The 26,519-nt window shown below is 51.8% G+C and carries 24 protein-coding genes; 13 read left to right on the top strand and 11 right to left on the bottom strand.

Going from position 1 to position 26,519, the window contains the following annotated elements:
- Positions 1-183 precede the first annotated feature (183 nt).
- Together truA and speA are read right to left on the bottom strand one after the other, a co-directional pair.
- On the bottom strand, positions 184-933 hold the full coding sequence (gene truA, locus QZ310_RS08480) for a tRNA pseudouridine(38-40) synthase TruA (RefSeq protein WP_297072094.1): 750 nt from the start codon (positions 931-933) through the stop codon (positions 184-186).
- Between the two features lie 26 nt (positions 934-959).
- A complete protein-coding gene (gene speA, locus QZ310_RS08475; RefSeq protein WP_297072073.1) occupies positions 960-2,861 on the bottom strand; it encodes a biosynthetic arginine decarboxylase in 1,902 nt (633 codons plus the stop codon).
- 248 nt (positions 2,862-3,109) lie between these two features.
- Between speA and QZ310_RS08470 the strand changes: the two genes are divergently transcribed.
- From QZ310_RS08470 to QZ310_RS08440, 7 genes are all read left to right on the top strand, one after another.
- Entirely contained in the window at positions 3,110-4,792 is a 1,683-nt protein-coding gene (locus QZ310_RS08470) for a tetratricopeptide repeat protein (protein WP_297072072.1), read from the top strand.
- A 217-nt stretch (positions 4,793-5,009) separates the two neighbouring features.
- Entirely contained in the window at positions 5,010-5,714 is a 705-nt protein-coding gene (locus QZ310_RS08465; RefSeq protein ID WP_297072071.1) for a potassium channel family protein, read from the top strand.
- 195 nt (positions 5,715-5,909) lie between these two features.
- On the top strand, positions 5,910-6,830 hold the full coding sequence (locus QZ310_RS08460; protein ID WP_297072070.1) for a serine acetyltransferase: 921 nt from the start codon (positions 5,910-5,912) through the stop codon (positions 6,828-6,830).
- 159 nt (positions 6,831-6,989) lie between these two features.
- A complete protein-coding gene (locus tag QZ310_RS08455; RefSeq protein WP_297072069.1) occupies positions 6,990-8,564 on the top strand; it encodes a THUMP domain-containing protein in 1,575 nt (524 codons plus the stop codon).
- Positions 8,565-8,705: 141 nt separating this feature from the next.
- Entirely contained in the window at positions 8,706-9,986 is a 1,281-nt protein-coding gene (purD, locus tag QZ310_RS08450) for a phosphoribosylamine--glycine ligase (RefSeq protein WP_297072093.1), read from the top strand.
- Between the two features lie 74 nt (positions 9,987-10,060).
- A complete protein-coding gene (locus QZ310_RS08445; protein ID WP_297072068.1) occupies positions 10,061-11,047 on the top strand; it encodes a hypothetical protein in 987 nt (328 codons plus the stop codon).
- 19 nt (positions 11,048-11,066) lie between these two features.
- Positions 11,067-12,125: a 4-phosphoerythronate dehydrogenase gene (locus tag QZ310_RS08440; protein WP_297072067.1), complete on the top strand. Its 1,059-nt coding sequence runs from the start codon at positions 11,067-11,069 to the stop codon at positions 12,123-12,125.
- 174 nt (positions 12,126-12,299) lie between these two features.
- On the opposite strand, the gene QZ310_RS08435 is transcribed toward QZ310_RS08440, so the two are convergent.
- The 4 genes from QZ310_RS08435 to QZ310_RS08420 form a co-directional block, all read right to left on the bottom strand.
- Positions 12,300-14,468 (bottom strand): TonB-dependent receptor, encoded by a 2,169-nt coding sequence (locus QZ310_RS08435; protein WP_297072066.1) that lies wholly within the window; start codon positions 14,466-14,468, stop codon positions 12,300-12,302.
- A gap of 68 nt (positions 14,469-14,536) precedes the next feature.
- Entirely contained in the window at positions 14,537-15,181 is a 645-nt protein-coding gene (locus QZ310_RS08430; protein WP_297072065.1) for a sigma-70 family RNA polymerase sigma factor, read from the bottom strand.
- Positions 15,063-15,464: a hypothetical protein gene (locus tag QZ310_RS08425; protein WP_297072064.1), complete on the bottom strand. Its 402-nt coding sequence runs from the start codon at positions 15,462-15,464 to the stop codon at positions 15,063-15,065. Before QZ310_RS08425 ends, QZ310_RS08430 begins: the two co-directional genes overlap by 119 nt.
- A gap of 165 nt (positions 15,465-15,629) precedes the next feature.
- Positions 15,630-16,097, bottom strand: a complete 468-nt coding sequence (locus QZ310_RS08420; protein WP_300847882.1) for an Lrp/AsnC family transcriptional regulator — start codon at positions 16,095-16,097, stop codon at positions 15,630-15,632.
- A 158-nt stretch (positions 16,098-16,255) separates the two neighbouring features.
- Here QZ310_RS08420 and QZ310_RS08415 point away from each other — a divergent pair, with 158 nt between their 5' ends.
- The 4 genes from QZ310_RS08415 (at position 16,256) to QZ310_RS08400 (ending at position 19,885) form a co-directional block, all read left to right on the top strand.
- Positions 16,256-17,173 carry a DMT family transporter gene (locus QZ310_RS08415; protein ID WP_297072062.1) on the top strand — a complete coding sequence of 306 codons (918 nt, stop codon included), beginning with the start codon at positions 16,256-16,258 and terminating at the stop codon, positions 17,171-17,173.
- 155 nt (positions 17,174-17,328) lie between these two features.
- A complete protein-coding gene (gene gldE, locus QZ310_RS08410; RefSeq protein ID WP_297072061.1) occupies positions 17,329-18,708 on the top strand; it encodes a gliding motility-associated protein GldE in 1,380 nt (459 codons plus the stop codon).
- Between the two features lie 17 nt (positions 18,709-18,725).
- The gene (locus tag QZ310_RS08405; protein ID WP_297072060.1) at positions 18,726-19,331 is read left to right on the top strand and encodes a hypothetical protein; all 606 of its coding nucleotides are present in this window, start codon (positions 18,726-18,728) and stop codon (positions 19,329-19,331) included.
- Positions 19,328-19,885: a 4'-phosphopantetheinyl transferase superfamily protein gene (locus QZ310_RS08400; RefSeq protein ID WP_297072059.1), complete on the top strand. Its 558-nt coding sequence runs from the start codon at positions 19,328-19,330 to the stop codon at positions 19,883-19,885. The genes QZ310_RS08405 and QZ310_RS08400 overlap by 4 nt, the downstream gene beginning before the upstream one ends.
- Here the strand turns inward: QZ310_RS08400 and QZ310_RS08395 are convergent.
- Positions 19,878-20,570, bottom strand: coding sequence for a S24 family peptidase (locus QZ310_RS08395; protein WP_297072058.1), 693 nt, complete (start codon positions 20,568-20,570; stop codon positions 19,878-19,880). The two genes, QZ310_RS08400 and QZ310_RS08395, sit on opposite strands and share 8 nt — an antisense overlap.
- Positions 20,571-20,850: 280 nt before the next feature.
- Between QZ310_RS08395 and QZ310_RS08390 the strand changes: the two genes are divergently transcribed.
- Complete coding sequence (locus tag QZ310_RS08390) at positions 20,851-21,273, top strand: DUF3127 domain-containing protein (protein WP_297072057.1); 423 nt, start codon at positions 20,851-20,853, stop codon at positions 21,271-21,273.
- A gap of 274 nt (positions 21,274-21,547) precedes the next feature.
- Here the strand turns inward: QZ310_RS08390 and QZ310_RS08385 are convergent, their stop codons facing one another.
- From QZ310_RS08385 to QZ310_RS08370, 4 genes are all read right to left on the bottom strand, one after another.
- Positions 21,548-22,246 (bottom strand): hypothetical protein, encoded by a 699-nt coding sequence (locus tag QZ310_RS08385; RefSeq protein WP_297072056.1) that lies wholly within the window; start codon positions 22,244-22,246, stop codon positions 21,548-21,550.
- 312 nt (positions 22,247-22,558) lie between these two features.
- Positions 22,559-23,458, bottom strand: coding sequence for a DUF5024 domain-containing protein (locus QZ310_RS08380; protein ID WP_297072055.1), 900 nt, complete (start codon positions 23,456-23,458; stop codon positions 22,559-22,561).
- Between the two features lie 114 nt (positions 23,459-23,572).
- The gene (locus QZ310_RS08375) at positions 23,573-24,175 is read right to left on the bottom strand and encodes a hypothetical protein (protein WP_297072054.1); all 603 of its coding nucleotides are present in this window, start codon (positions 24,173-24,175) and stop codon (positions 23,573-23,575) included.
- Entirely contained in the window at positions 24,172-24,672 is a 501-nt protein-coding gene (locus QZ310_RS08370) for a sigma-70 family RNA polymerase sigma factor (RefSeq protein ID WP_297072053.1), read from the bottom strand. Before QZ310_RS08370 ends, QZ310_RS08375 begins: the two co-directional genes overlap by 4 nt.
- 247 nt (positions 24,673-24,919) lie before the next feature.
- Between QZ310_RS08370 and QZ310_RS08365 the strand changes: the two genes are divergently transcribed.
- A complete protein-coding gene (locus QZ310_RS08365) occupies positions 24,920-26,227 on the top strand; it encodes a hypothetical protein (RefSeq protein ID WP_297072052.1) in 1,308 nt (435 codons plus the stop codon).
- Positions 26,228-26,519 lie beyond the last annotated feature (292 nt).

Here is a 26,519-nt window from a genome sequence, read left to right as displayed (position 1 = left end):
GAAGAAACACAATTATTTATATTCATCATTCAAATCATCTTATCCGCACAATCTGACAGGCAGTCGATAACCATCTGATTATCATACGGATTATATCTTTTCTTTGTTTCTTCTGACCTTTTGTCCTTTTGTACCCTTCCTGCGAGTGCTTTCCTGCAAATGTATTTTTCCTGCAAATTTTGTCTATGCGTCCACCGACCTGCGTGTTCCTTCGGGATAGGTCACATCCCAGAGATAGAGCGCATGGCCCGGCATCGAGGTTCCGGCCGCGCAACGGTCCTTCTTGGCTATCACCTCGGCGAAACGTTCGACCGACATCTTTCCACGGCCCACTTCCACGAGCGTACCCACCACGGCCCTGACCATATTGCGGAGAAAACGGTCGGCGGTGATGACAAAGACCCATGCGTCAGGCCCGACCTGTTCCCACCGCGCCTTGGTGACGCGGCAGATATTGGTCTTGGCATCCGTATGGAGTTTGGCAAAAGAAGTGAAATCCGAGGTTTCGAGCAGCAGAGCCGCAGCCTCGTTCATCTTGTCGAAATCGAGACCGGCGGGAGCTTTCCAGCTCAGCGGATAGAAAAACGGCGACTTGGAGGTGACAGCATAGTAATGATAGGTGCGCGAAGTGGCATCGAAGCGCGCATGGCTCTCCGGACCCACCTCATAAATCTCCTCGATGGCAATATCCTTGCCGACGAGCGCATTGAGCTTCCTGACAAGCTGTCCCGGCTCCGCAAGAGGCTCGGCCACATCGAAATGTGCGACCATCATGCGGGCATTGACTCCAGTGTCGGTACGGCCCGCACCGACAATCTTCATGTCGGTACGCATTATGGTCGACAGCGCCGCCTCAATCACCGACTGCACCGTCACTTCCCCCGGCTGGCACTGCCAACCGTGGAAAGGCGCGCCACGGTAGGCCAGACGCATGAAATATCTCGTCTGTCCCACAGCGGTCAATCTTTTTCTATATATGTATAGCCGTAAAGTCCGGAGCGGTAGTTGCTGAGGAATTCGCGACCCTCGTCGGGAGTAATCTTTCCGGCCTTCATAGAGGCAGTTACCCAGGCCTCGACATTGCGCACGAGTTTCTTGGGATTGAACTGAACGTAGTCAAGCACATCGGCCACGGTCTCACCGTCGATGATGCGGTCAATCTCATAGCGGTCCTTGTAAACCGAGATATGCACGGCATTCGTGTCGCCGAAGAGATTGTGCATGTCACCGAGGATTTCCTGATAGGCACCGACAAGGAACACACCGAGATAATAGGGTTCACCCGGCTTGACGGGATGGACGGGGAGCGAGTTGGCCACGCCACCGTGGGTCGAGATGAAGTTTGAAATCTTGCCGTCGCTGTCGCAGGTGATGTCCTGGAGCGTGCAGGTGCGGTTGGGCTTCTCGTCAAGACGCGAGAGCGGGATAATCGGGAACACCTGGTCGATGGCCCATGAGTCGGTCAGCGACTGGAAGAGCGAGAAGTTGCAGAAATATTTGTCGGGCACCATCTTTGCCACCTTGCGAAGCTCCTCGGGAGCATGTTTCATTCCGGCGGCGATGTCGCCCACCTCGCGGGCAATGCTCCAGAACAGTTCCTCAATCTGCGCACGGGTGCGGAGGTCGAGCATACCGAGGCTGAACAGGTCGAGGGCCTCCTCGCGTATCTGGAGGGCATCATGCCAGCTTTCGAGAAGACGCTGCTGGTCAAGGCGGTCCCAGATTTCGTAAAGCTCCTTGGCAAGCTCATGGTCGGTATCCTGAATATCCTTTGAATCCTTCCAGAAGGGGAGCTGGGTTGTCTCAAGCACCTCGAAAACGAGCACCGAGTGATGGGCGGTCAGCGACCGTCCGCTCTCGTTGATGATATTGGGCTGCTTGATATTGTTTTTGGCACATGCGTCGACGATGGTCGAGACGGCATCGTTGGCATACTCCTGAATACTGTAGTTCATCGAGCTTCCGGATGCGGAGTTGCGGGTGCCGTCGTAGTCAACGCCCAGACCGCCGCCTATGTCCATGAAGTCGATGTCGAAGCCCATCTGCGTGAGCTGCACATAGAACTGCGCCGCCTCGCGGATGGCTGTCTTGATGCGGCGGATCTTGGTAATCTGGCTACCGATATGGAAATGGATGAGTTTGAGGCAATGCTTCATCTTGTTGCGCTCCATGAAATCAAGCGCTTCGAGAAGTTCGGAGGAATTGAGTCCGAATTTCGAGACGTCTCCGCCGCTTGTCTCCCACTTGCCCGAACCGGACGATGCGAGCTTGATGCGGATGCCGACGTTGGGATCGATGCCTATACGCTTGGCGGCATCGGCGATGATGCGGAGCTCGTTGAGCTTTTCCACCACTATATATATGCGGCGTCCCATCTTCTGGGCAAGCAGCGCAAGCTCGATATAGGTCTGGTCCTTGTAGCCGTTGCAGATGATAAGGGCGTTTTCCTTGATGTTTGTGGCAAGGACGGCATGAAGCTCAGGTTTTGAACCGGCCTCAAGACCGATATTGAACTTTTCGCCGTGAGTGACGATTTCCTCCACAACGGGACGCATCTGATTCACCTTTATGGGATAGATGATGTAGTTCTGCGCAGTGTAGTCATACTCCTTCGACGCAACCGCAAAACAATTGGAAATCTTCTCGATACGGTTGTCCAGGATGTCCGGGAAACGCAGAAGCACGGGCGATGTGATGTCGCGCACCTGCAGCTCATCCATCACTTCGCGGAGGTCTACGGAGGCGAAACCCTCACGGGGTGTCACTGCCACATTTCCTTTTTCATTAATGGAGAAATACTTACGTCCCCATCCCTGGATGTTATACAGCTCCTCACTGTCTTCAATTCGCCATTTTCTCATCGGCTGGTGTTGCTTATAAAAAATTTATTAGAACTAATGAAAACAAACGGTTTTTGATGTGCCCCGCCGTAGCGATGCTATTATTCAACAAACAAAAGTACAACTTATTTACGAAATCATCCATTTTTCACACAATTATTTTCATAAATTTGGTTTATTTACAATAAAGGTTGTATCTTTGCTATTGAATTGCGTCCGCCTATATTTAAACGCATAAATTCGTCACAATTATAACTACTTTTTTTGCTATGGACAAAAAAATCGCTTTCTCAATGCTTCTCGGCTCGGCAGTCATGCTGACCGGCTGCGGAAAGAAGATGAATCAGTTTGCAGCTGATTACTTCTCAACCAACCCCAATCCCCTCGAAGTGGTGGGTCAGAACGTACCCGCTACCGTAACCGGCAACATTCCCCCGAAGTTCTTCGTCAAGAATGCTACCGTGACAGTTACTCCCTATCTTACTTTCGACAACCAGGAACTCGCAGGCAGCTCTATGACATTCCAGGGTGAGAAAGTTCGTGGCAACAACCGCGTTATCTCCTACGACAACGGCGGAACAGTGACCATCCCCGTAAACTATGTTTACCAGCCCGAAATGCAGAAGTCTGAGCTTTACCTCGGCTTCACCGTTGACCAGAAGGGCAAGCAGTATGTGCTTCCCCGCGTGAAGGTTGCCGACGGCGTTATCGCAACTGCAGCCATCGCCGACGCAGCTTCTGTGGACCCCGCCCTCTCAGCCGACAAGTTCCAGCGCATCATCAACGAAAAGTACAAGGCTGACATCCTCTTCCTTATCAACGTTGCCAACCTCCGCGACAGCCAGCTCAACTCTGACGAGATGAAGGCTTGGAACCAGCAGGTTGCCGACGCTAACGCTGACAACCGTCGCGAAATCAAGGAACTCAACATCGAGTCCTACGCTTCACCTGACGGTCCCTACGATTTCAACGCTCAGCTTGCTGAAAAGCGTGAGACCAACACCAAGGGCTACCTCGAGAAGAAACTCAAGAAAGACAACATCACTGAATTCGGCGAACTCACTGCCAACTTCACTCCCGAAGACTGGGAAGGCTTCCAGAAGCTCGTTTCTGAAAGCAACATCCAGGACAAGGACCTCATCCTCAGCGTACTCAAAATGTACAAGGATCCTGAAGTCCGCGACCGTGAGATCCGCAACATGTCAAGCGTATTCGACGAACTCGCCGAGACTATCCTCCCCCGTCTCCGCTACTCTCGTCTGACTGCTTCTATCGACGTTATCGGAAAGAGCGACGCTGAGATCAACCAGGCTTTCGACAGCAACCCCTCTTCGCTCACTATCGACGAGATCCTCTATGCTGCCACTCTCACTGACGACCTCAACCGCAAGAAATCCATCTACGCTGCTGCTGCCAAGAACTATCCCAACGACTACCGCGGATTCAACGACCTCGGTATGGTTCTCTATCAGCAGGGTGACTTCGACGGAGCTCTCTCTAACTTCAAGAAGGCTGCCTCAATCAACCCCTCTGCTCCTGAAGTTCAGATGAACCAGGGTCTCGTTGCTCTCGTGAACAACGACTTCAAGGCTGCCAACCAGGCATTCGGCAAGGCCGGCGGTATCCCCGAACTCGGTTCTGCCCTCGGTGTTTACTACCTCCAGCAGGGTGATGTAAATGCTGCTGTCAAGGCCTTCGGCAACGACAAGAGCAACAACGCCGCTCTCGCACAGCTCCTCAGCAAGGACTACAGCAAGGCTAAGTCTACCCTTTCTGCAATCCAGAACCCCGACGCTACCACTTACTACCTCATGGCCGTTCTCGGTGCCCGCACCAACAACGAGCAGATGGTTACTTCTAACCTCCGTCAGGCCATCAAGCTTGACAACAAGCTCGCAAAGCAGGCTGCCAACGACCTCGAATTTGCACGTTTCAACGTCTCTAACCTCTAATTAAGGTTACTGCGGGCTGCTTGACGGTTCCCGCAAAGAGACTTCATCAACACAATCCACTCACCCGCATCCGGTCAGCCGGACGCGGGTGAGTCTTTTTTATATCCATTTAATCCCGTAATTAATCCCGCACTTCCAATCAACCAAGCAACCGGTATAGGCGTTATTTTAACATATACACACATTACAGTTCTCACATTATTATATATATGATATTATGGCAAGCAACGAGGGAACAAGCAAACTGCACAAATATCTGATGGACATTCTCCGGTGGATCATCATAATCCTGTCGGTGCTACTCATCGTGTTCATATCTGTCGACACCTTCAAGGGAATCAACTTCCTTGAAAACCACCGCTACATGACCTTCCAGTTCTGGGTCTGCGTCATCTTCATGGCCGACTTCTTCCTCGAACTCGGTCTGTCGGAAAACAAATGGCACTATCTGCGTTCCCATTTCCTCTACTTCCTCCTGTCCATCCCCTATCTCAACCTCATCAACATCCTCGACATCCGTCTCAGTGGCGAAGCACTATTCTTTGTGCGCTTCATCCCCCTTGCCCGTGGAGTGATGGCCATGACCATTGTTGTCGGCGCCTTCTCGCAAAACAAACTGACCTCCTTCCTCGCGTCCTACATCGTCTCCCTCGCATCCTTCATCTATCTTGGCAGCCTGCTTTTCTACTACTGCGAGAGCGGAGCAAACCACGAAGTCACCAACTTCGGCCTCGCACTCTGGTGGGCCTGCATGAACGCCACCACCCTCGGCTGCGACATCTACCCCGTCACCATCACCGGCAAAATCCTCGGCTGCATCCTATCGGTCGGAGGCATCGTCATGTTCCCCCTCTTCACCGTCTACATCACCTCCCTCATCCGCCAATACACCGCCAAATATCGACACAATCTTACCGATTAATTCACACAAACAAATAAAATTTATAAGCAATAAAGTTTTCCGACACTCAAAAAAATAGTAACTTTGCATCATTGGAACCGGGAGCGGATTGCGCGCCGCGACAATTGATTCATTCCATCCCGCAGAGGCGATGCCGCTGCAAGATGGAATCATAAAAATGGAGCGCGCCTGACATCCCGAAACGAAACTGAAATCATGGCAGAACAGACATTGACCAACAGGCCAAGCATCGACCGGGTGATAGGTCACCTGTGTAGCATAGACGAGATGCGCCACGTCTGCCCCACCCGCGCGGGTGAGGGTGACCCTCTTCTGTCCAACAGTGATGTCCGCCGTATAGTCGAGCTTGCATCCCGCCTCATGTTTCCCGGATTCTTTACGGAAGGGGACCGCGGATCCTCCGTCATGCGCGCGGTCATGACTCTCGAATGTCACGAACTCTATGACTTGCTCGTCGAACAGATTTCCGCAGGAATGTGTTTCGACGGCGACAACTGCGACAGGTCACTGACCGTCATCCGCGACCGCGCCGCGCTCTGCGCCGAATCCTTCATCGACAGTCTCCCGGCCCTCCGCCACATCCTCGACACCGACATTGACGCGACATATCTCGGCGACCCCGCAGCCGTCTCGACCCACGAGGTCATTGCCTGTTACCCCGGGTTCCGCGCCACGATGAGCTACCGCATCGCCCACTGCCTGTTGCGGCTTGATGTCCCCATCGTCCCCCGCATGATTACCGAACTTGCCCACTCCGACACGGGCATCGACATCCATCCCGGAGCCACGATAGGCGAACGTTTCGTCATCGACCACGGTACGGGCGTGGTCATCGGAGCCACGGCCATCATCGGTGACAATGTCAAGATATATCAAGGTGTCACCCTCGGAGCCAAGAGCTTCGTGACCGACGACTCCAACAACCCCGTCAAGGGAATCCCCCGCCACCCCATCATCGGCAACAACGTCGTCATCTACTCCAACTCAACCATACTGGGCCGCGTCACCATCGGCGACAATGCCATCATCGGCGGTAACCTCTGGGTGACGCGCGACGTCGAGCCGGGCGAAAAGCTCATCCAGGCCCGCGCCGACAATTTCCGCTCGACGCGCTGACCGCCATCGGAAAGCCCCCGGCGGCTCCGCAGACGTCCACCCCCGCTCCGGCACTGTCCACGCAACCGCCGTGCCGGTCTCTCCCGAATCCATATTCCATATAATATAGGATAATTATAGCAGATAAGAATAGAATAATCAGAAAGTCAAAGAAAAAGAATGGAACATCGTTTTGAAATGGTCGCCAAGACCTTCAAAGGTCTTGAAGAAGTGCTTGCCGAAGAACTGCGCGCACTCGGGGCAGTCAACGTTGAGCCGGGACGACGCATGGTATCCTTCGAAGGTGACCTCGCTATGCTCTACCGCGCCAACATCTGTTGCCGCACCGCACTCTGCATCCTCAAGCCGATTTATAAGTTTATCGCAAAGGATGCCGACTCACTCTATGAAATGGTCAAAGAGTATAACTGGAGCGATGTGCTCACGCTTGAAAAGACTTTTTCAATCGACACCACCTCTCACTCAGCCGAATTCACCCACTCCCGCTTCGTGACCTACAAGGTCAAGGATGCTATCGTGGACTACTTCAAGGACCGTTTCGGTCCCGACAAGCGCCCCGGCGTGCGTCTGAGCGATGCCGACGTGATGATCAACGTCCACATCGATGGCGACCGCGTCACCCTCTCGCTCAACTCATCGGGCGAATCCCTCCACAAACGCGGATGGCGTGTGGCCCAGACCGAAGCACCCATCAATGAAGTCCTCGCCGCAGGCATCATCCTCAAGAGCGGATGGCGCGGCGACTCCCCCTTCGTCGACCCCATGTGCGGTTCCGGCACCTTCCTTGTCGAAGCAGCCATGATTGCAGCCAACATCAAGCCCGGCAGCTACCGCAAGGGCTTTGCCTTCGAACACTGGCATGACTATGACAGCGATCTCTTCGAGAAGGTCATGGACGAGAACTCCGAGCGCCGCGACGTACCCTTCAAAATCTACGGTGCCGACGTGTCGCCCAAGGCAGTAGCCATCGCCGAGCGCAACATCCTCTCAGCCGGTGTCGACGAATATATCAACCTCCGCATCAAATCACTCCAGCAGTGGGACGCAGCTCCCGCCGACGGAACTCCGGGCGTCTTCGTCACCAACCCCCCTTACGGAGAGCGCATCAACTCCCAGGACATGGAGCAGCTCTACAAGCTCATCGGCACAAAGCTGAAACGCGTCTTCCTCGGCTACCATGCATGGGTGATTTCATCCAACACCGACTATCTCGCAGCCATCGGCCTCAGCCCTTCCACCAAGGAAGCCATGCAGAACGGCGGTCTTGACTGCGAACTGCGCGAATATGTAATCTTCGAGGGCACGAAGAGCGACTTCCGCAAGGAAGGTGGCATACTGAAGGAAAGCCCCGTCGACCGTCCCGACCGCAAACGCCCCGGACGCAAGAGCGACAGCGAATGGAAGCGTGATGCCCGCGCCAAAGGCATGGGAGGCAAGGAAGCCGCTCCCGCGCGCCACAAATCCAATCCTCTCGAGGACAAATACCGTCCGAAGAAGGGTGGATATGCCAAGAGCGAGGAACGCCGCCGCAAATTCAAAGAGGAAACCGCAGCTCAGAATGAGGCTGAGGAACTTCTCTCGCGCCACCGCAATCCCCACGCGCTCAAATCGCTCGGCGAATCACCCAAACGCCCCTCTATCCCTGCGCCGACAGGCCCGTTCATGCGCACACGCCGCCGCTGGAAGCGTCCCGACAGCGATAGCCGTACAGGAGAGAACAACAGTGAGAACTAATCCATTTCCCATTCATCCCCACACCATAAATTACCCATGTCGATCCAACAGAACCTCAACACGCTTCGTCATCCCGTAAGCAACGCTCCCGAAAAGAGCCCCTTCAATGCAGGTGAAACCCTAGCGCAGCAGGGCGAAAAGCTGAAAGTGCTTCTCCTCGGCTCCGGAGGCCGTGAATGTGCGCTTGCATGGAAGATTTCACTCTCACCGCGTCTCGAAAAGCTCTACATCGCACCCGGCAACGGAGGCACAGGAGCCTACGGCGAGAATGTCAAGCTCTCCCCCCTCGATTTCAAGGCAATCGCCGATTTCGCGGCTGAAAAGGAGATTGACATGATTGTGGTCGGAAATGAAGACCCGCTCGTGGCAGGTATCTTTGACTATTTCCAGGAAATCGAAGGTGCGCCCGTCATCGTCGGCCCCTCGAAAGCCGGCGCCGCCCTCGAAGGCAGCAAGGATTTCGCCAAGCAGTTCATGGTACGCCACTCAATCCCCACCGCGCGCTATCAGAGCTTCACTGCCGAGACTGTCGAGGATGGATGCAAATTCCTTGAAACCCTCAAAGCCCCCTACGTACTCAAAGCCGACGGCCTCGCAGCAGGCAAGGGCGTGCTCATCATCGACTCGCTCGAAGAAGCCAAGAAATCGCTCCGCGAAATGCTCGGCGGAATGTTCGGTAAATCCTCAGCGACAGTAGTCATCGAGGAATTCCTCAAAGGAATCGAATGTTCGGTCTTCGTCCTCACCGACGGCAACGGCGGCTACCGCATACTCCCCGTCGCAAAGGACTACAAGCGCATCGGCGAAGGTGACACCGGCCCCAACACCGGCGGCATGGGTGCTGTCAGTCCCGTGGTGTTTGCCAACGAGGAATTCATGCGCAAGGTTGAGGAGCGCATCATCCTCCCGACCGTCAACGGACTCATCGCCGAAGGTATCACCTACCGCGGATTCATCTTCCTCGGACTCATCGAAGTCGAGGGCGAACCGATGGTGATTGAATACAACGTCCGCATGGGCGACCCCGAGACAGAAGTTGTGATGCTCCGCATCGCCTCCGACCTTCTCCCGCTCCTCGAAGCTGCAGCCCGTGGCAATCTCGGTCAGCTTCCTCTTGCCGAAGACCCGCGCTTCGCCACCACCGTCATGGTTGTGTCAGGCGGTTATCCCGGCAGCTATTCCAAGGGTGAGGTCATCACCGGAGCCGAGGATGCAGTCAACGCCATTCTCTTCCATGCCGGAACAAGCCGCGCCGACGACGGCGAGCTCGTCACCTCAGGCGGTCGAGTCATCGCATGTAGCGCCTACGGCAAAGACATTGACGAAGCTCTCGCCAACAGCTATGCCGCAGCCGACACCGTTGAATTCGCAGGCAAATACATGCGCCGCGACATCGGACAGGATCTCAAAAAATTGTCTTGAAGACGATGAGTCAGGATTCCGCTGCTCATGCGGATTTGACTCGTCAAGTCGATTCACTCCTCTAATTTTCATCTATGACCCGAAAGGAAGTCACATTCACACGAATCATCAGGTCGCGAGGGATGGCAGTGCTCATCGCCCTCGCGGCCATTTTCATGACCATACAGGCCTACGCATTCGGAAAAATCCCGCGTATCGGCGACTTCCGCACAATAGCCTTCCCGACACCCGCCGAATGGCTCTCATCATCGTGGCTCTCGCTATGGGCCAACGTGATATTCGTCGGCGCGACAGCCGGACTGATGATACTCATCAACAGGCATTTCAATCTCCTGCGGACCACATCGGTATTCTTCGCGGCCTACTTTATGTTCACGATGGCCTGTGTTCCTGCCGTCATGGGGCAGTTGGGTGCATCGTCAATCATCGCCCTGCTCATCCTCGCAGGAGTGTGGCTGATGTTCAGTGTCTACAACATCAGGCAAAGCAGCCGAAGGGTATTCCTTGCCTTCTTCCTTCTGGGTATAGGCCAGTTGATTGAATATACCACCGTCCTCTACATCCCTCTCTTCATTGCCGGGCTCGGCCAGATGCGCATCTTCAAATTCAAGAAGATACTTGCGGCCATCCTCGGCAACATCACTCCCGCATGGATCGTGTGGGGACTTGGCATAGTTCCACAACCGGAAATCCCACACTTCGAATTCACCCCTCCGGCAATGTTGCTATCGATGCCGGGAAGCTGGCCGATGCTTGCAGCCACCTTGCTGACACTCATTACCGGATTCTTCCTCGGAGGCTTCAATCTACTCAAAATCATAGGATTCAATGCACAGGCTCGTGCCTACAACGGAATGATTTCGCTGATTTCCGTCGCGACTGGCCTCTTTGCAATCATCAACTTCACAAACATAGCCTTCTATGTGACCATACTCAACGCCTGCATAGCCTTTCAGGTGGGACATTTCTTCCGTCTGACAGTCATGCGGCGAGGCTACATCGTGGTCGTTTCACTGATAGTGGCCTACCTTGGAATCTACACCTGGGCTATGCTCGTCTGATTCTTCCCCCTGCATGACTATGGACAAGACACTGACAATAGTTGCCGACCGCAACATACCTTTTCTTAAAGAAGCTCTTGAAGGGCTCGGCAACGCCATCTATCTTCCCGGCGATGCGATAACGCCGGAGGTGATGCGCGATGCTGACATTCTCCTTACACGCACACGCACAAAATGCAACAGCAATCTGCTCGATGAATCGAAATGCAGCTTCGTCGGGACAGCGACAATCGGCACCGACCATATTGACCTTGACTATTGCTCGTCACGGGGAATATGCGTCGCCAACGCTCCCGGATGCAACGCTCCCGCTGTGGCGCAATATGTGCTTGCAGCCATCGGACGCACACTCCGCCCGGACGAAACCTTTGCCGACAAGACACTCGGAATCATCGGTGTCGGAAATGTCGGATCCATCCTCGAACGCTGGGCAAAGGGACTTGGCATGACCGTGCTGCTCAACGACCCTCCACGCGAAGAGGAGGGAAAAGACGGCAAGGAGTATGTCGGGCTTGATAAAATTGCACGGAAGTGTGACGTTATCACTGTCCATACCCCTTTGACACGCACCGGAAAGCACCCGACCTATCACCTCATCAACGACAGTTTCCTTGACAAGACCGAAAAGCGACCGATGGTCATCAACGCCGCCCGTGGTCCCGTTACGGATACCGATGCGCTGAAACGGGCTTTCAATATCGGCAAGATTTCAGCACTTGCCATTGACTGCTGGGAAGGAGAGCCTGCCATCGACACAGAATTGCTCGAAATGGCAACCGTGGCCACACCACATATAGCCGGTTATTCTGAAGAAGGCAAAATCCGCGCGACCTCAATGGTACTCGACGCGCTTGCACGTCATCTTGCCCGACACTACGGAATGGACATCACTCCTGAAAAATTCACCGCAACCCTTCCCCACACCGCCCCCGTTCCTAAAACCATCACTCCCGAAGCAATCAACTACGACATTGATGCTGACACCTCATCCCTGAAATCAATCCACACGGCCTCCCTCCCCGCCACCTTCGAATCCCTCCGCAACAACTACAACCTCCGCCCGGAACCGAGAGGATGATTGGGGGAAGATAATAGGGATAATTAGGCAAATAGGGCTAATAAGTCTAATAGGTCCAATAAGTCTAATAGGACAAATAGGCCCAATAAGCATTATTGACTTATTGGGCTTATTTGACTTATTGGGCTTATTAGACTTATTAGCCCTATTAGGCTTATTTGCCTTATTTAAATTTCACTTGAATCCTTTCATCAGACCTTGGTTGTCGTCTGCGGTATTGAGGTGGGGGGTGGGTGATGCGGAGGTTTGCTTTTTGCCATAGTTGAGGGAGAAGCTTGCCTTTATTGTAAAATAAGGGTTCTTATGGCAATAGGCACGCGAAGTGTAGGGAGCGATTTCCGACAGATTGCGAGTCTCCATCCAATACGTTTTCATAAACGGATCAAATGCTCCAAGCTGAAGTGACCATGTCGGGGCTACATAACCTGCAAGTATCATATTCATATTTTTCTCCTCTATGATTTCCTCGCCATACATACGGTTCGATGGACCCATGAAAGTATTGTAGGAAAGCACCCAGTTCCCGAACTTCACATCCAAATCCCAACGAAAACGGAACATATTGCATGTATGGGTATAGGTATTCCCCCGGCTTATATAGCGGTTGAAGAGAGGCGACAGCGAGAGCGTGAGATAGTCCCCGAAAGGATGAATGAGCAAGTTAAGTTCCGACGACAGGCAGTCAAACGAACGCTGATTGGCGTAGGTCTTCACAAACAGGGTTCCTTCACGGATAATCTCACCCATCACAGGATTATACTCACGGCTGAATCCCACTGTCCAGTCCACATCAAAGAGATGATGGTTGAATCCGAGGTTGAAACGTTGGTTAAAAGTCCTGTATGCTTTCAATCCGGGATTGCCCCTAACAACCATTCCGGCATCAACAATCTGCTCCACGTCGCTCATCATCGCAACTGCCGGAGAGGAGGCTGATAATCCTGCGGAATATCGGATGGTCAGAGACGCCACCGGTGAATATGAACCGACAAATTCCGGTTGAAAGGCATAGTCACTGCGGCTGACATTTTCCTGACGCGAATAGATGCGTGAACCCTTCAGAGAGAGCGAGGCGGACCAATCCGTTCCACGGCGGGAAAGCCCAGCGTAGAGCGAGATTTCAGCCTGACGGACTGTGATGTCGGCCGCGACTGTCCCGGCATAGCGGTCAGAGGTGAGGCGCTGAAGATGACGACCTCCTGCAAGAAATGTCCACGCTGAGATATTTTTCTCCCACACGCCTTCAGCTATTAAAGAATTGCTCCTCCCACGGTTGTCGGAAACCACATCCTCTTCCGGACGCCCCTCTCCGCGTTCGGAATACCGGCGTTTACTTCGGGAATTCACCCTTGTGCCGGTGACCTCGAAAGTCAGACTCTCACCACGCGAAAAAGCATGGCGGTAATAGAGACTGAGAGCCGGTGTGAGCGAGCGCTCCGACGAATGTTCCTTGATTTCCACAGGAAGAGGGGAGGTGGAAGTGTAGAGATATGAATGGCGGTCACCTTCCTCATTGTAGGGAATGAGATCCCAACCAAGGTTAAAGCGGACGTTCAACATGTCGCTTTCCGAGGGAGTGTAGGAATAGTTCACATCCGTGACCAGTCCTGAGTTGCCGATTTTCACCGGTATACCGACCTCACGGCGCTCCTCGACGGTGCCATCCGCATAATGACGGGTCTCATTGTAGTCACGCACCCAATTGTCGCGCGTCATCATGAACCATGAAGCATTCACAGCCAATTCCGATGGCCCATGTCCATGAGAAAAAGCAACATCGTCAATCGAAGCGAATTTGCCGTTGCCGATTGCATTCATAAACTCACCGCTGACATTACCTCCCGAATCATTCCGACGTGTCAGTACATTAATCACCACATCCGCACCTTCATAACGCGGACCGGGAGAATCGATATACTCGATGCGGACAATATCCGACGGAGGAATGGCCGCAATCTCTTTCTCCGAGACCAACACACCGTTGCGCCGCAATTGGACACTGCGACCGCCGGTCAGATTTATCGTCCCGAAAACCGGATTTATTGACAGACCGGGCAGATGAAGACGGTTGATGAGATCAAGTCCGCTCGTCGAACCTTCAATCTGTCCGCGCTGCGGATAGAGAAGTTTTCGGTCAGACTTTACAATGGTGCGGGCAGCCGACACCACGACATCATCAAGCTCCATCAGGATGGAATCGCTGTCCCACAGGTCATCGCCATCAGGCGGCAGGGTATTGACAACGGTCTCCGTTTCCGGAATGGAATCGGCAGGCAGGGAAATTGAGGCACACAGAGGGAGAGGAAGGCACATCAGCGCCATCCAAAATATATTCTTAAACATTGTTCTTTCAGTGGATTTTAATGAGTCTGTCACCCGGTTTTCGCAACGGGCAAGCGGGGACAACATCCCTATTCTCCAAGCAACTCCATATAGAGGTCGGCCAGACGTTCACGGAGATGTCTGACAGCATAATATTTCCGCGAGGTGACTGTTGCAGCCGGGACTGCGGTCAGTTCCGCAATCTCCTTGACCGACATACCCTCGATTACGGTCAGACGGAAAGCCTCGCTCTGTTCGGGGGGAAGTTCGGCAAGAGCATCGTCAAGCTCATCCCAGACAAGCGACCTGAGCATTATAATGTCTGGCGGAGCAGTGTCAGGAGCAAACATGATTTCCTCCAGTTCACGACTTACGGAAAGATCGTCGTCAGCATCGGGATATTCATGGCGGCGTACTGAATTGTTGATGACGGCATTGCGGGCCACACGCATGAGCCATGCGGTGACATTCTCAATATCATCCGTATGTCGCAGGAAACTGTAGCACACCTCCTGCCAAATATCCTCGGCATCCTCGCGTATCTTCGTCAGGCTACGGATAAACCGTTTCACACCCGGACCTGAATCGCGCAGGATCTCCTCCGCTTCAGATGCTTTAGCGCGCCTCGCCATCAGCCCCGCAGCGCTTTGCGTCCATACCGGATTCCGCAGTCCCGTCAACCCCGCCACCGAAAGACGGTCCACGGAATCCCATGCGGCGGTTGATGAACTCACGACGTTCCTCCCGGCTCATGTTATGCCAGTGATCATGGATGGCCCGATGGCCGTCAGATGCATGATGATGACCAAACATCATCGCCATTCCTATCAAACCGAAAATAAAACCGCCACACAGAAGCTGACAAAGCAGAAAAAGGCCCAATCCCTGCCAATAGCTTATCACCGTCAATCCGAATATTGCAGGGAACAATAAATTCCAAAGCAGCATGATTCCGGCACCTGCGGCGGCAGGTACAGCCAGCCATAAAACGAGAAAACCAAAAAATCTTTTTTTCATAATCGTGTCAATGTTGAATTAAATAAACTGTGATGAAGGGCCTTCACTAAGGATGACACACGAGAGCGCAAAATATTTTAGAGGGCTGAAAAAATTTTTTATTTCCTGGCCAAAACCCCGGATTCACAGGATTTCCGCATGTTTCACACATCCGCATGGGCCATCCTACAGCTTTATCTCAAGTACATTGGTTGATTTTATCTCATTGAGCACGAATGAACTTTGCATCTTGATGATGCCCTGCACCTTGGTCAGTTTTTCAAAAACAAACTTATTGTAGGACTCCAGATCCTTCAGAACCACTTTCAGAAGGAAATCATAGTGACCGCCGGTGCAGTAACACTCCATGACCTCATCAATCTCAGCGATTTCCGAGCAGAAGCGCATGATGTGCTCATCGTCATGGACCGCAACCGAGACGTTGCAGAATACCACAAGAGGCAAACCCACCTTCTTCTGATCCACAACGGCAGTATAACCCTTGATGACACCTTCCTTCTCCAGACGCCGGATTCGGTCATAGACCGGAGTTTTCGAGAGATTGACCTCATCACAGAGAGTCTTGGTGGCCATTTTAGCATCGCGCTGCAATGCTTTCAGCAATTTCACGTCAGTTTCGTCGAGCTGTATCATAGTCATTATGTCCTTTATAAGCACCCGCATCAATCCGTCGGGAGGAATAGGAGCGCATTTTGCGGGCAAATATAGGAATATTTTCTTACTTTCAAGCAATATTGCAGCACTATGGTAAAGAATAAGTAATTTTGCACCGACAAAAGTCAACATCAATAATGAATCGCAGCACTATCCTCCCGCATTTTCTTGCAGCCCTGTCGGCAATCATCTGGGGTGTGACCTTCATCTCAACCAAATTGCTCATAGCCGAGGGTCTGACACCTCTTGCAATCTTTATCTACCGCTTCATATTAGCTTATCTGTGCATTCTTCCCATGATGCGCAGATTCTTGGCTGCCAACCTCCGTGACGAGCTTACCCTCGCCCTCGGAGGCCTTGCGGGAGGCTCGATATATTTCCTCACAGAAAACACCGCTCTCGGCATAACATTTGCCTCGAATGTCTCGCTCCTCATCTGCACAGCCCCGATCTTCACAGTCCTCCTCGAAAGAGCAATCTACAAGACTCCGCTGCGCAAAAGTTTGCTCGGAGGGTCAATGATTGCACTGACAGGCGTAGGCCTGGTAATCATCAACGAGGGCATGGAGTTTGAAATCAGTCCGCTCGGCGATTTCCTCACCATAGTTGCCGCGCTTCTATGGTCGAGCTATTGCCTGATTGTACGCCGTATGGCCAAGAAATACGACACCTTTTTCATCACCCGAAAGGTGTTTTTCTACGGAATCGTTTCTGTACTTCCATTTTTCATTGCGGAAACCGATAGCTCGGACTATGCCCTGCTCGCCCATAATGTCGTGTGGATGAATCTGCTCTTTCTCGGCGTCCTCGCATCGATGCTGTGTTATCTGATGTGGAACGTCGCCGTCAGGTCGCTCGGGGCAGACAAAGCAGCCAATTATCTCTATGTTGTTCCGCTTGTGACCATCATAGCCTCTTCAATCATACTCAAAGAACCCTTCACTGTTTACACATTCACAGGAGCCATCGCCATCATCGGAGGTGTGTTCATCGCCGAACGGGGAGGTGTCGGGATAAAGCGCACCTCCACTTCGGCAATGACCGAAAATGCATGATTCCGATGCAGAAGGCTGCCGTCTGACAGGTTAGGAAACGACAATCAACAATAAGTTTAGGATTTCCTACGCTGAATCAGTGAATTTTTACTATCTTTGCAGTGATAAAACCGTGGCTATGTGCCCACGACATTGTATAACTTATATTTATAGTCTTGGACTCTGACCCTTTCCCAGCCACTGAACAGGTGGCTAACCTCCTTCTTGACATCATCAACAATCCCCTCCTGAGCATCCCCGCCATGTCGACGGCCCAGATTGTGGCCCTTGCATTGGCTGTGCTTGCACTTGTGATCTCAGGCTTCGTGTCGGGTAGTGAAATTTCTTTTTTCTCGCTTACACCCGTGCAGTGCGACGAACTTGAGGAATCATCCTCGGGTGAGAAAGTGTTGCGGCTGTTGCGCGTCCCCGAACGCCTGCTTGCCACAATCCTCATCATCAACAATCTCGTCAACGTCACCATAGTCGTGCTCTGTAACTTCGCTCTCGGCCCGGTCTTCTCTGGATTGAGCGCAGTGTGGAGTTTCATTCTCCAGACCGTCCTGCTTACCTTCCTCATCCTGCTTTTCGGTGAAATCCTGCCGAAACTCTACGCCAATTCCAACAATCTGGCTTGGGCGAAGATGGCTGCGCCGATGCTTGAGGCCGGGGTGAAGATTTTCTATCCGCTATCGTCAGTATTGGTAAAAAGCGGCAGCATCGTGAAGAAAGTGGTGACAAAAGAAAACACCGCCGTGACTGCCGATGACCTCTCGCAAGCACTTGAAATAGCGCAGGTGAGCGACGATGACAACAAGGATATGCTCGAAGGCATCCTTAAATTCGGCGACACGACAGCATCGGAAGTGATGACACCGCGCGTGGATGTCACCGGCATTGATGTCGAGGACGATTTCGCAGAGGTGATGAAAGTCGTGATTGAGAGCGGCTTCGCCCGTCTCCCGGTCTATGAGAATTCGATGGACAATATCAAAGGTGTGCTGTATTCCCGCGACCTTCTCCCCTATATCGGACAGACCAAAGAGGGTTTCGAATGGCAGAAACTGATGCGCGAACCCTACTACGTCCCTGAATCCAGAATGATCGACGACCTTCTTGAAGACTTCCGTTCGCGCCGCGTGCATCTTGCAATTGTGGTCGACGAGTTCGGAGGCACGCAAGGTATTGTCACACTTGAAGATGTGCTTGAGGAAATTGTCGGTGACATTGACGACGAATATGACGTGGAGGAGAAAACCTACCGCCGTCTGCCTGACGACACCTATATTTTCGAGGGTAAAACCCTTCTCAATGACTTTTTCCGCGTAACAGATCTCGACGAAGAGGACTACTCTGCTGTGACGGAAGACTGCGAGACTCTCGCCGGTATGCTGCTTGCCATAAAAGGTGACTTCCCGAAGGAGAAGGAGTCGATTGTCTACGGACGTTGCCGTTTCCTTGTCCTTTCCATCCATCAGCACCGCATCGTCAACGTGCGCGTCAAGGTTATGCCGGAGGTACAGGCCGACCAGATGGCACCGGCCCACGCAAACTAATCGAGGATTCTTCAACCATGAACATCGCGTCCTCCCTTCCATTTTTCAAGGCATTGTCCATCCTCGCGGTTGCGCTCATGTCATATAGCTGCTCCGGACCGGCTGACGGAAATCAAGCTGTCCCCAAACCTGAGGCATGGCCGAGGATTGAAATTCCTGCGGAGGAATACAGTGTCAGGACCTTCAACGATACTGCAATTCCATTCAATACCTCAGCCAATGTCGACAGCCAGAATAAGGATGGAGGAATATGGATTGATGTCACATACCCTACTTTTGCCAACGCCCGACTTTATCTGACACTGCTTCCGGTGACTGACCGTCAGGAACTGACCGAAGCGATTGAAAACAGACGCGAACGCATGGAACTCAACACCGGCGGAGCTGTCACCGAACTGATTGAACTGACTTCGGATGGTGATTGGGAAGGATTGCTTGCAGTGACCCGCAGTTCGCTCACCACACCCGTCCAACTTCTTGCCCACGACGGACGCCATCTGCTTTCAGGAGCACTGTATTTCAATTTTCCACCCGAAACACCCACTGATTCCGTGGCACCCATAGTCAGAACAGTGCGGCGCGATATGCTTCACGCGCTCAAACACATCACCACCGTCAAATGACAGAAATAATCGAGAGAGTGAGCTATATGGTCTATCTCACACCCATCACGGCTACAGGGAATGATTCACGGAGCGAGCGCGAACAGACGGCGAGCCGGCGGCTGCTCTCAACCGTGTTCGGAAAGAAGGCCATGAAAGGCCATCATGCCGATGGAGCACCCTTCATTGTCGGACGTGAAGACATCCCCATCTCCATTTCACATTCCTCATCCACATTTCTGCTTGCAGTCGGGAAAACCGGCTGTAGAATCGGGGCAGACATTGAATCTGCACGTCCTCAGCTCGAAAGGGTGGAATCAAAATTTCTGACTGCGGATGAGAGTCAAAGAAAAGACCGGATAAAAGATGCGGATGCGGGGATGGATTTCCTTGTGAAATGCTGGACGGCAAAAGAGGCTGTCTACAAAGCCGCCCGCACACCCGGACTCGGACTGACGGAGATAGAAGTGAGCGCTGATTTCAGCCGGGCCGATGCACGGGAAAACAGATATGCCCTATCCTATCACTCAAGCGATACGGGTGAAACAATCTGCGTGGCGACGGCCATCAAATGATTTCATAGTTCAGAATCGCCTCCACGACGTGGAGCGAACGGATGTCAGAGCGCAGCACGTCCATGTCATCGTAGTCCGGATTGTCGCTGTGGAGGATTACCATTCCGGGATCGGCATGACGGCGCAGATATTTAACCATGCGGAACTCCGGCAATTCCACCACATAGATTTGACCCCAGAAAATATTTCGCATGTCCCGGATGGGACGTATGGCCACATAACCACCGTTGATGATGCGTGGCGACATGCTGTCTCCCCTGACTTTCACAATATTGGAATTCTGGGGTATGCCGGGAATGTCGATTGCCCCGACCGGACGTATCTCGCCGAAAAGGTCATCGAGACTGCGGCATCCGGCCGTCACATCAAGATCATAGACAGGTATACCCTGCTGGCCTTGAAGCCGTGGCATTGCCGCGTCTGAATGAATTTCCTTAGCTATCAACGTCTTGTCGAAGGGCAATCCCTCGCCGTCGCGCAACCACGTTTTCGAGACTCCGAGGTCGGCTACGATGCGGTTGACAAGTCCCTCTGAGAATGGGAGTTTGCCGTTGAGAACTTTGGAAAGATTGGATGTATCGATGCGGAGCAAGATGGCAAGCTGACGTTGCGAAAGCCTCCGCAGCTCCATCAGATAGCGCACACGGCCAATAATGGCCTCGGTATGAGGAGAGATAGTGTTCATGATGCTTTGATTAAAAGTCAACCGGATTGGTTTAACACCAACAAATATACGAATATATGGTGGATTTATCAAGAGTGGTTTGTCGAAATCTTTCTATTGTTAATAAGAATGTTGAAAACTGGCAGGGGATTTTTGTTGGAGAGTCGGGGATTTTTGATTACTTTTGTAGTCAGCCTCTGATTTTCAGAAACGATTGAAAAATCGGGTTCTGACCGGAAATGCTGTCCGGATTTGTCAGGAGAGGCGAAATTCAGAATAATCAAAAACACAATATCCACACATGGAAATAACAGGAAAAATCATTGTAGCACTCCCGGAAGTGGGGGGCACTTCCCAGAAGGGAAACGCTTGGAAAAAGCGTGAATATGTACTTGAGACTCAGGAAACATATCCCCGCAAGGTCTTCTTCAACTTCTTCGGTGACCGCGTTGACCAGTATCCTCTTCAGGTAGGTCAGGTCGTGAAAATCAGCTTCGACATTGACAGCCGTGAGTACAACGGTCGTTGGTATGTGGAAGTCCGCGCATGGAAAGCTGAAGATCCCAATGCCGGTATGGCAGCGCCCCAGCCCGCAGCATACGGCGCACCTGCAGCCTACGGACCTGCGCAGAACATGCCTCAGGGCTATGCCGCTCCTGCAGCCGCTCCCGCTCCTCCGATGCCCGACCTTACACCGTCGGCTACCGATGACCTCCCCTTCTAAGAAACCACAAAAAGCCTGTCACTTCAAACCTGACAGGCTTTTTGTATTTCTTACAGACCGCAACAGATATAAATCCTGACATCTGCGCGTCAAAATCAAGTCTATGGAAAATCAAGAATGGAGTCAAACATTGTCATATACCCGCCATCGCCGCCCATTGTATATTCATATAGTACGAGCTCTTCATCGCTTTTATGGTGCAACGAAAATTCCATTGTATCACGGTGAGAGATATTGAAAATACCTTCTCCTACAGTCATAGTCAGAAAGTATTTTAACACCCTCTTAGTTGATTGATTTTTGAACATACTTGCTGAACGTGATCAAGACCATACAAAAGAGAATGGCTGTCAATCCCCATCCACATAAACAGTTTGTGAAGTGTCTGATAAGCATTCAGTATATAGGACGTTCCGATTTCAGGTTGGCGGCGTGCAAAACATATCGGCTCATGGTGGGCAATTCGGTTGCGGAGAATATTTACGCCATCCAGTTCATTGAATATAAATGTGTTGTTATATTGAACTTCTGCCGATGAACGTGGCTTATTGGGAAATATTGCAAGTAAGGTACGTCCGACAGCCCTGTATTGAGGATTGGCAAACATATATTTCCACACTCCAAACTCCATTTCCGCAAGAAGTTTTGGATGTGAATAGGAACCGTCACGCATCAGTCGGTTATATGCTTTCTTTATGATTTTCGCACTGTCACGACAACCGGGCACATCAAATATTCCTCCATCAAGCACTGCATCGCGCAGCCAATTCTCTCCAAGTCTTTCAGTCAGAATACGGTCAATCGCATTTCTGACAGCCACCTCAAAGCAACTCAGAAGGGTGAACACCTCTTGCGACAGATTAAGATTCAACCTGTAAAGGGTCATCGTCTTCCGTGTATTGTTGTCACACGCCAAAAGATAGCGTTGGAGCCGTTCACCCGACAATATCTGTTGAAATTCAGAATATTTCATCCGCTTTTGCGATTTTTTTACGTGCCAAATTTGTTTATACATAAAAATCTCACTATCTTTGCAGTGTTGATTCCCGATAGCCCCTGACACGTCAAGCTATCGGGTTTAGTTTTTTTACATTCACAAAGATAATGTTTTTTCAGACATCTCTGCTCTAAATCCTGACGTCAGCGTGTCAAAATTTAGTCGAAAGGATACAGCCTCAGCGGGAAAAAGCATCAATGAGCCGGATATTCACCCGAATACCCGGCTCATCACCTTTTTTATCACTATTATAGACGGACGGAATCGCTTTTTCCAATATATGTGAATTTAATTATAGCTTACATAGTAATTACCGCCTGTGGTGACGTTCCTGGAACGTGACTGCTTCAAGGCTTTTTTATGGGCTTCCGCAGCCTTTTTCTCAGCCTTTATTGCTTTCTGACGAGCTTCTATAGCTTGCCGACGGGCGCAGGCAGCTTGTTCGCGGGCGTAGGCGGCCTGCTGACGGGCGTATGCAGCCTGTTCACGAGCGTAAGCTGCTTGCTCTCGGGCGCGGGCAGCTGCCTCATCAGTCTCATTGAAAACGGTCATACAATTATATGACCTTGGACTGCTAACTGCCATATCGTTGTCACACGTCTCAATGACAATAGGGTTGCCATTGGAATCATGAATTGTTCCTGCACCGATACAGGCCCATTCGGGAGGAATGCCTTTCTCGTCATACACGGCAAGATTATATCCTTTGTTATATATGCTGTAGGTCGACTGCACACCGGGTACCTCATGGTATTGGCTGTGATCCTTGTTTTTCTTTTTGGAAGAAGATGTCTTGGCTGTGGATTTGATTACCGAGAAGACCCACATGCCGTCGCCCTGCTGCACGAGGGTGTATTTAGAGTAGGCCGAGCCATCTTTCTTCTCAAAGGTTATATTGTAGGCCGCTTTCGGATTACGGCTGTTCATCTGAAACGAGGCGGCATTGCCACGCTCTTTTCGGATGGCATCAATCAGCTTGTTGGCAATTTTGTCGTCAGAGAATTCATAGAGACGGTTGGAACTTACGACGGCCTTTGTCGTCGGGTTCCGACGCTCGTTGTAGACCTCGTTCGTGACGCTCTTTGAATTTTCAAGAGCCTTCATTGCCGATTCAATCGACTGCTGCGCAGAAAGACCGAGATTCGAGCACAGGATAAAGGAGAGGGCTATCAGACGGATAAACTTCATGGTGTGAGGCGTTATCTTTATATTGTTGGATGGATGATAAATGTTATCTGTAAAAACGGAGAAATTAAAGTGAGAGAGGAGAATTTCCGTGGATTGTCGCAGGAGAGAGGAGAATCAATCATCAAGAGCGGCAAGAATCACCTCTCTCACAGTCGGGTCTGAGGTATCATAGGACTCGAATACTGCCCGGTTAAAGGCATCCTCAGCTTCCTCAAGACTGAGGTTGAGGGCATCGATGCGTTCGTTGACTATGCCCTCTGTCCTTAGGATTTCTGGCACCACCACACGCAAATCGGTAATCTTTTTACCGTTGCGGATGATATAGCTGCCTTCATAGCTGAGATATTCCTCAGGAATGGAGCTTGACGTGCGGTAGTAGAACCCGAGGGTGAAGACCAGAGCAAGCATGGCTGCGATGCCGAGCCATTGCAAGGGACGGAGAGGGAGAATGAGAGCTTTTTTGCTGTGTTTAGGGAGGAGTGTGTCGGTGTGTGCTTCTTCCGACGCTTCGACGTGGACTTCGCCGGAGTTGCCATCGGTCACCGTTCCGAGCGAGGCATACCACCCGAACATGGGGCGGTAAGCTTCAAGCTCCTTCGGCAAACCGGGTCGGGCAAAGAAGGCATAGAGTGCCTTCTCCTCCTCGATCGAGGTCTCGCCCGCCATGAAGCGTTCGATTGTCTGATTGATATTTGAACTGTCTATATGATTCATCATTGCTGCTGCATGAAAATTTCCTTTATGTTCTGTCTGGCTCTTGAAAGCGCCACTCGGATGGAGCCCGGGGTGGAACCGGTGATGCGCGCTATCTCCTCGATTTCCAGACCTTCAATGTGGCGCATCCGGATGACGTTTTGCTGGACCGAGGGGAGCGAGGCGATTATCTCCATGACTCCCTCAGTATGCTCTGCCCTGATGATGGCTTCCTCGACGGAAGGGGTGATGGCTTGCTCACCGACGGCATCGAGGCCGACCGTCAGACCGGACGAGTCGCGCAGAATGTCAATGGCACGGTTGCGGGCTATGACGATTGCAAGCGACTCTACACTGCGGTATTCATCAAGCCTGTCGCGGATTGTCCACAGTTTGAGAAGGGTGTCCTGAGCGACATCGTCGGCAAGCGAGGGGTCGGCTTCGGCCGACATCCCTATGACCATGCTGACAATGCGCTTCCTCAGTGGGATAGCCATGCTTTCAAACTCGTTGCGGTTCATGTTTCCGGCGGGGTGGTAGCTTCAAGATGTCCTTTTGTTATATAGACGGAAAAACTGGCCAAACGTTACTTCAATTTTCAAAAAAAATCGCTTTTCAGTAAATATTTATGAACAGAGAGGAAGATGCAAATGTTATAAAAAGTGAAATTAGATTTCAATATGCTTAACGGCAACTGCCGTCGGCCATTCATCAGCTCAACACCACCCACCATCACCACACTTCATCACCATTAACATTCAATTCATCATGAACATCCGCCGCATCATATCCGGTATCGCGCTGTCGGTCCTGACAGCCATCCCTTCATTGGCCACAAGCCCTGTCGAAGAGCAGCACGAAGCTCTTGTCAATGACCACAAGGTCGTGTTTTTCGGTGAAGGAGAAACCCCTGAATCCGATTCAATCCGCAATTTAGTGGAGAACTTCTACTACGACCAGTTCCGCAGCTTCCAGGACCCGCAGGCACCATATTTCCTCTTCATGAGCCGCGACACGCAGCTTGCCATGGGAATTGGCGGAATGGTCCGTATGCGCGGATATTTCGACTGGGGCGGCTCGACAGGAATCTCAGGATTCTCGCCATACTTCATTCCGGTGCAGCGCGATGAACTGAACCGTCAGGTGCTCGGAACCACTCCCGCAGGAACAGCTCTTTTCTTCCGCGTCATCGGACGCAACAAGCGCCTCGGGAGCTACCAACTCTACATCGAAGCAAACTTCAATGGTTATCAGGGACGTGACTTCCATCTGAAAAAAGCCTACGCAGTCCTCAACGACTGGACCATCGGCTACGCAGCCTCAACATTCGGCGACGGTGCGGCAGTAGCTCCAACCGTAGACTCATCCGGCCCGACAATGAAAATGGACGGAACAAATGTGCTCATTCGTTACATGCACCATTTCAGGAAAAGCGGTATGTATGTTGCCGCTTCGGTAGAGACTCCGAGCATGACATTGCAGACCGATGGCACTCAGACCGCAGCACGAAGTGAATTTCTGCCTAACTTCGCAGCTATGGTGCAGTATGAGTGGGCAACCGGACAGCATGTGCGCCTCTCAGGTATTGCACGCTTCCTCCCCTACCGCGACCTCATCAACGGCCGCAACCATCAGGCCGTGGGCTACGGCTTCCAGCTCAGTACCGTATTCCGCCCCGTGGCTCCGCTCACCGTCTATGGAACTGTCAATGCCGGTAAATCATACTCCAACTTCGGCGGTGACTTCCTGCTTGGAAAATACGACCTCGTCACCGACACCAAGAATCCCGGCAAGCTCTGCACGGTGCCCGGTTGGGGATATTTCTTAGGACTGCAATACAATTTCACTCCGCAGCTCTTCATGTCGGCCACCTTCGGTCAGGGACGCTATCTGCCATCGACCGGCGTGGAAGGTACGGATTACAAGTATGGTCTCTACAGCGCCATCAATGTGTTCTGGGACGTTACACCCCGCATCCGTTTCGGAGCTGAGGCCAACCTTGGCAAGCGTCAGGATTTCAACGGTGAACACGGATGGGCACGACGCGTCGGCGCTCTCGCGCAGTTCTCATTCTAAGACAACAATTACAAAATTGAGACTTATTTTCAAACTTTAACTCCACCCAAGTCAACTTTTGGATAGATACATCTGTTAGATAATCGTAATCTACGAAAAAAACATCCATATCCGTCAGGAAAAACTGCAAGGGAGTCCCCCTCAGAAATGGCCTGACGGATATTTTTTTGTTTATATATCCGAAAAAGGTACATAAAGACATAGGGGCAGAAGATACAAAAGGTTTATTATCAAGCAAATTATACTTTTGTTACTTCTGCCTGTTTTGTTCTTTTGTACCTATCTTCTCATC

Source organism: uncultured Duncaniella sp., from assembly GCF_910577345.1.
In the GTDB taxonomy this organism is placed as follows: domain Bacteria; phylum Bacteroidota; class Bacteroidia; order Bacteroidales; family Muribaculaceae; genus Duncaniella.
Note: the sequence above shows the minus strand (reverse complement) of the source record. Positions and strands in the feature narration are given on the sequence as shown.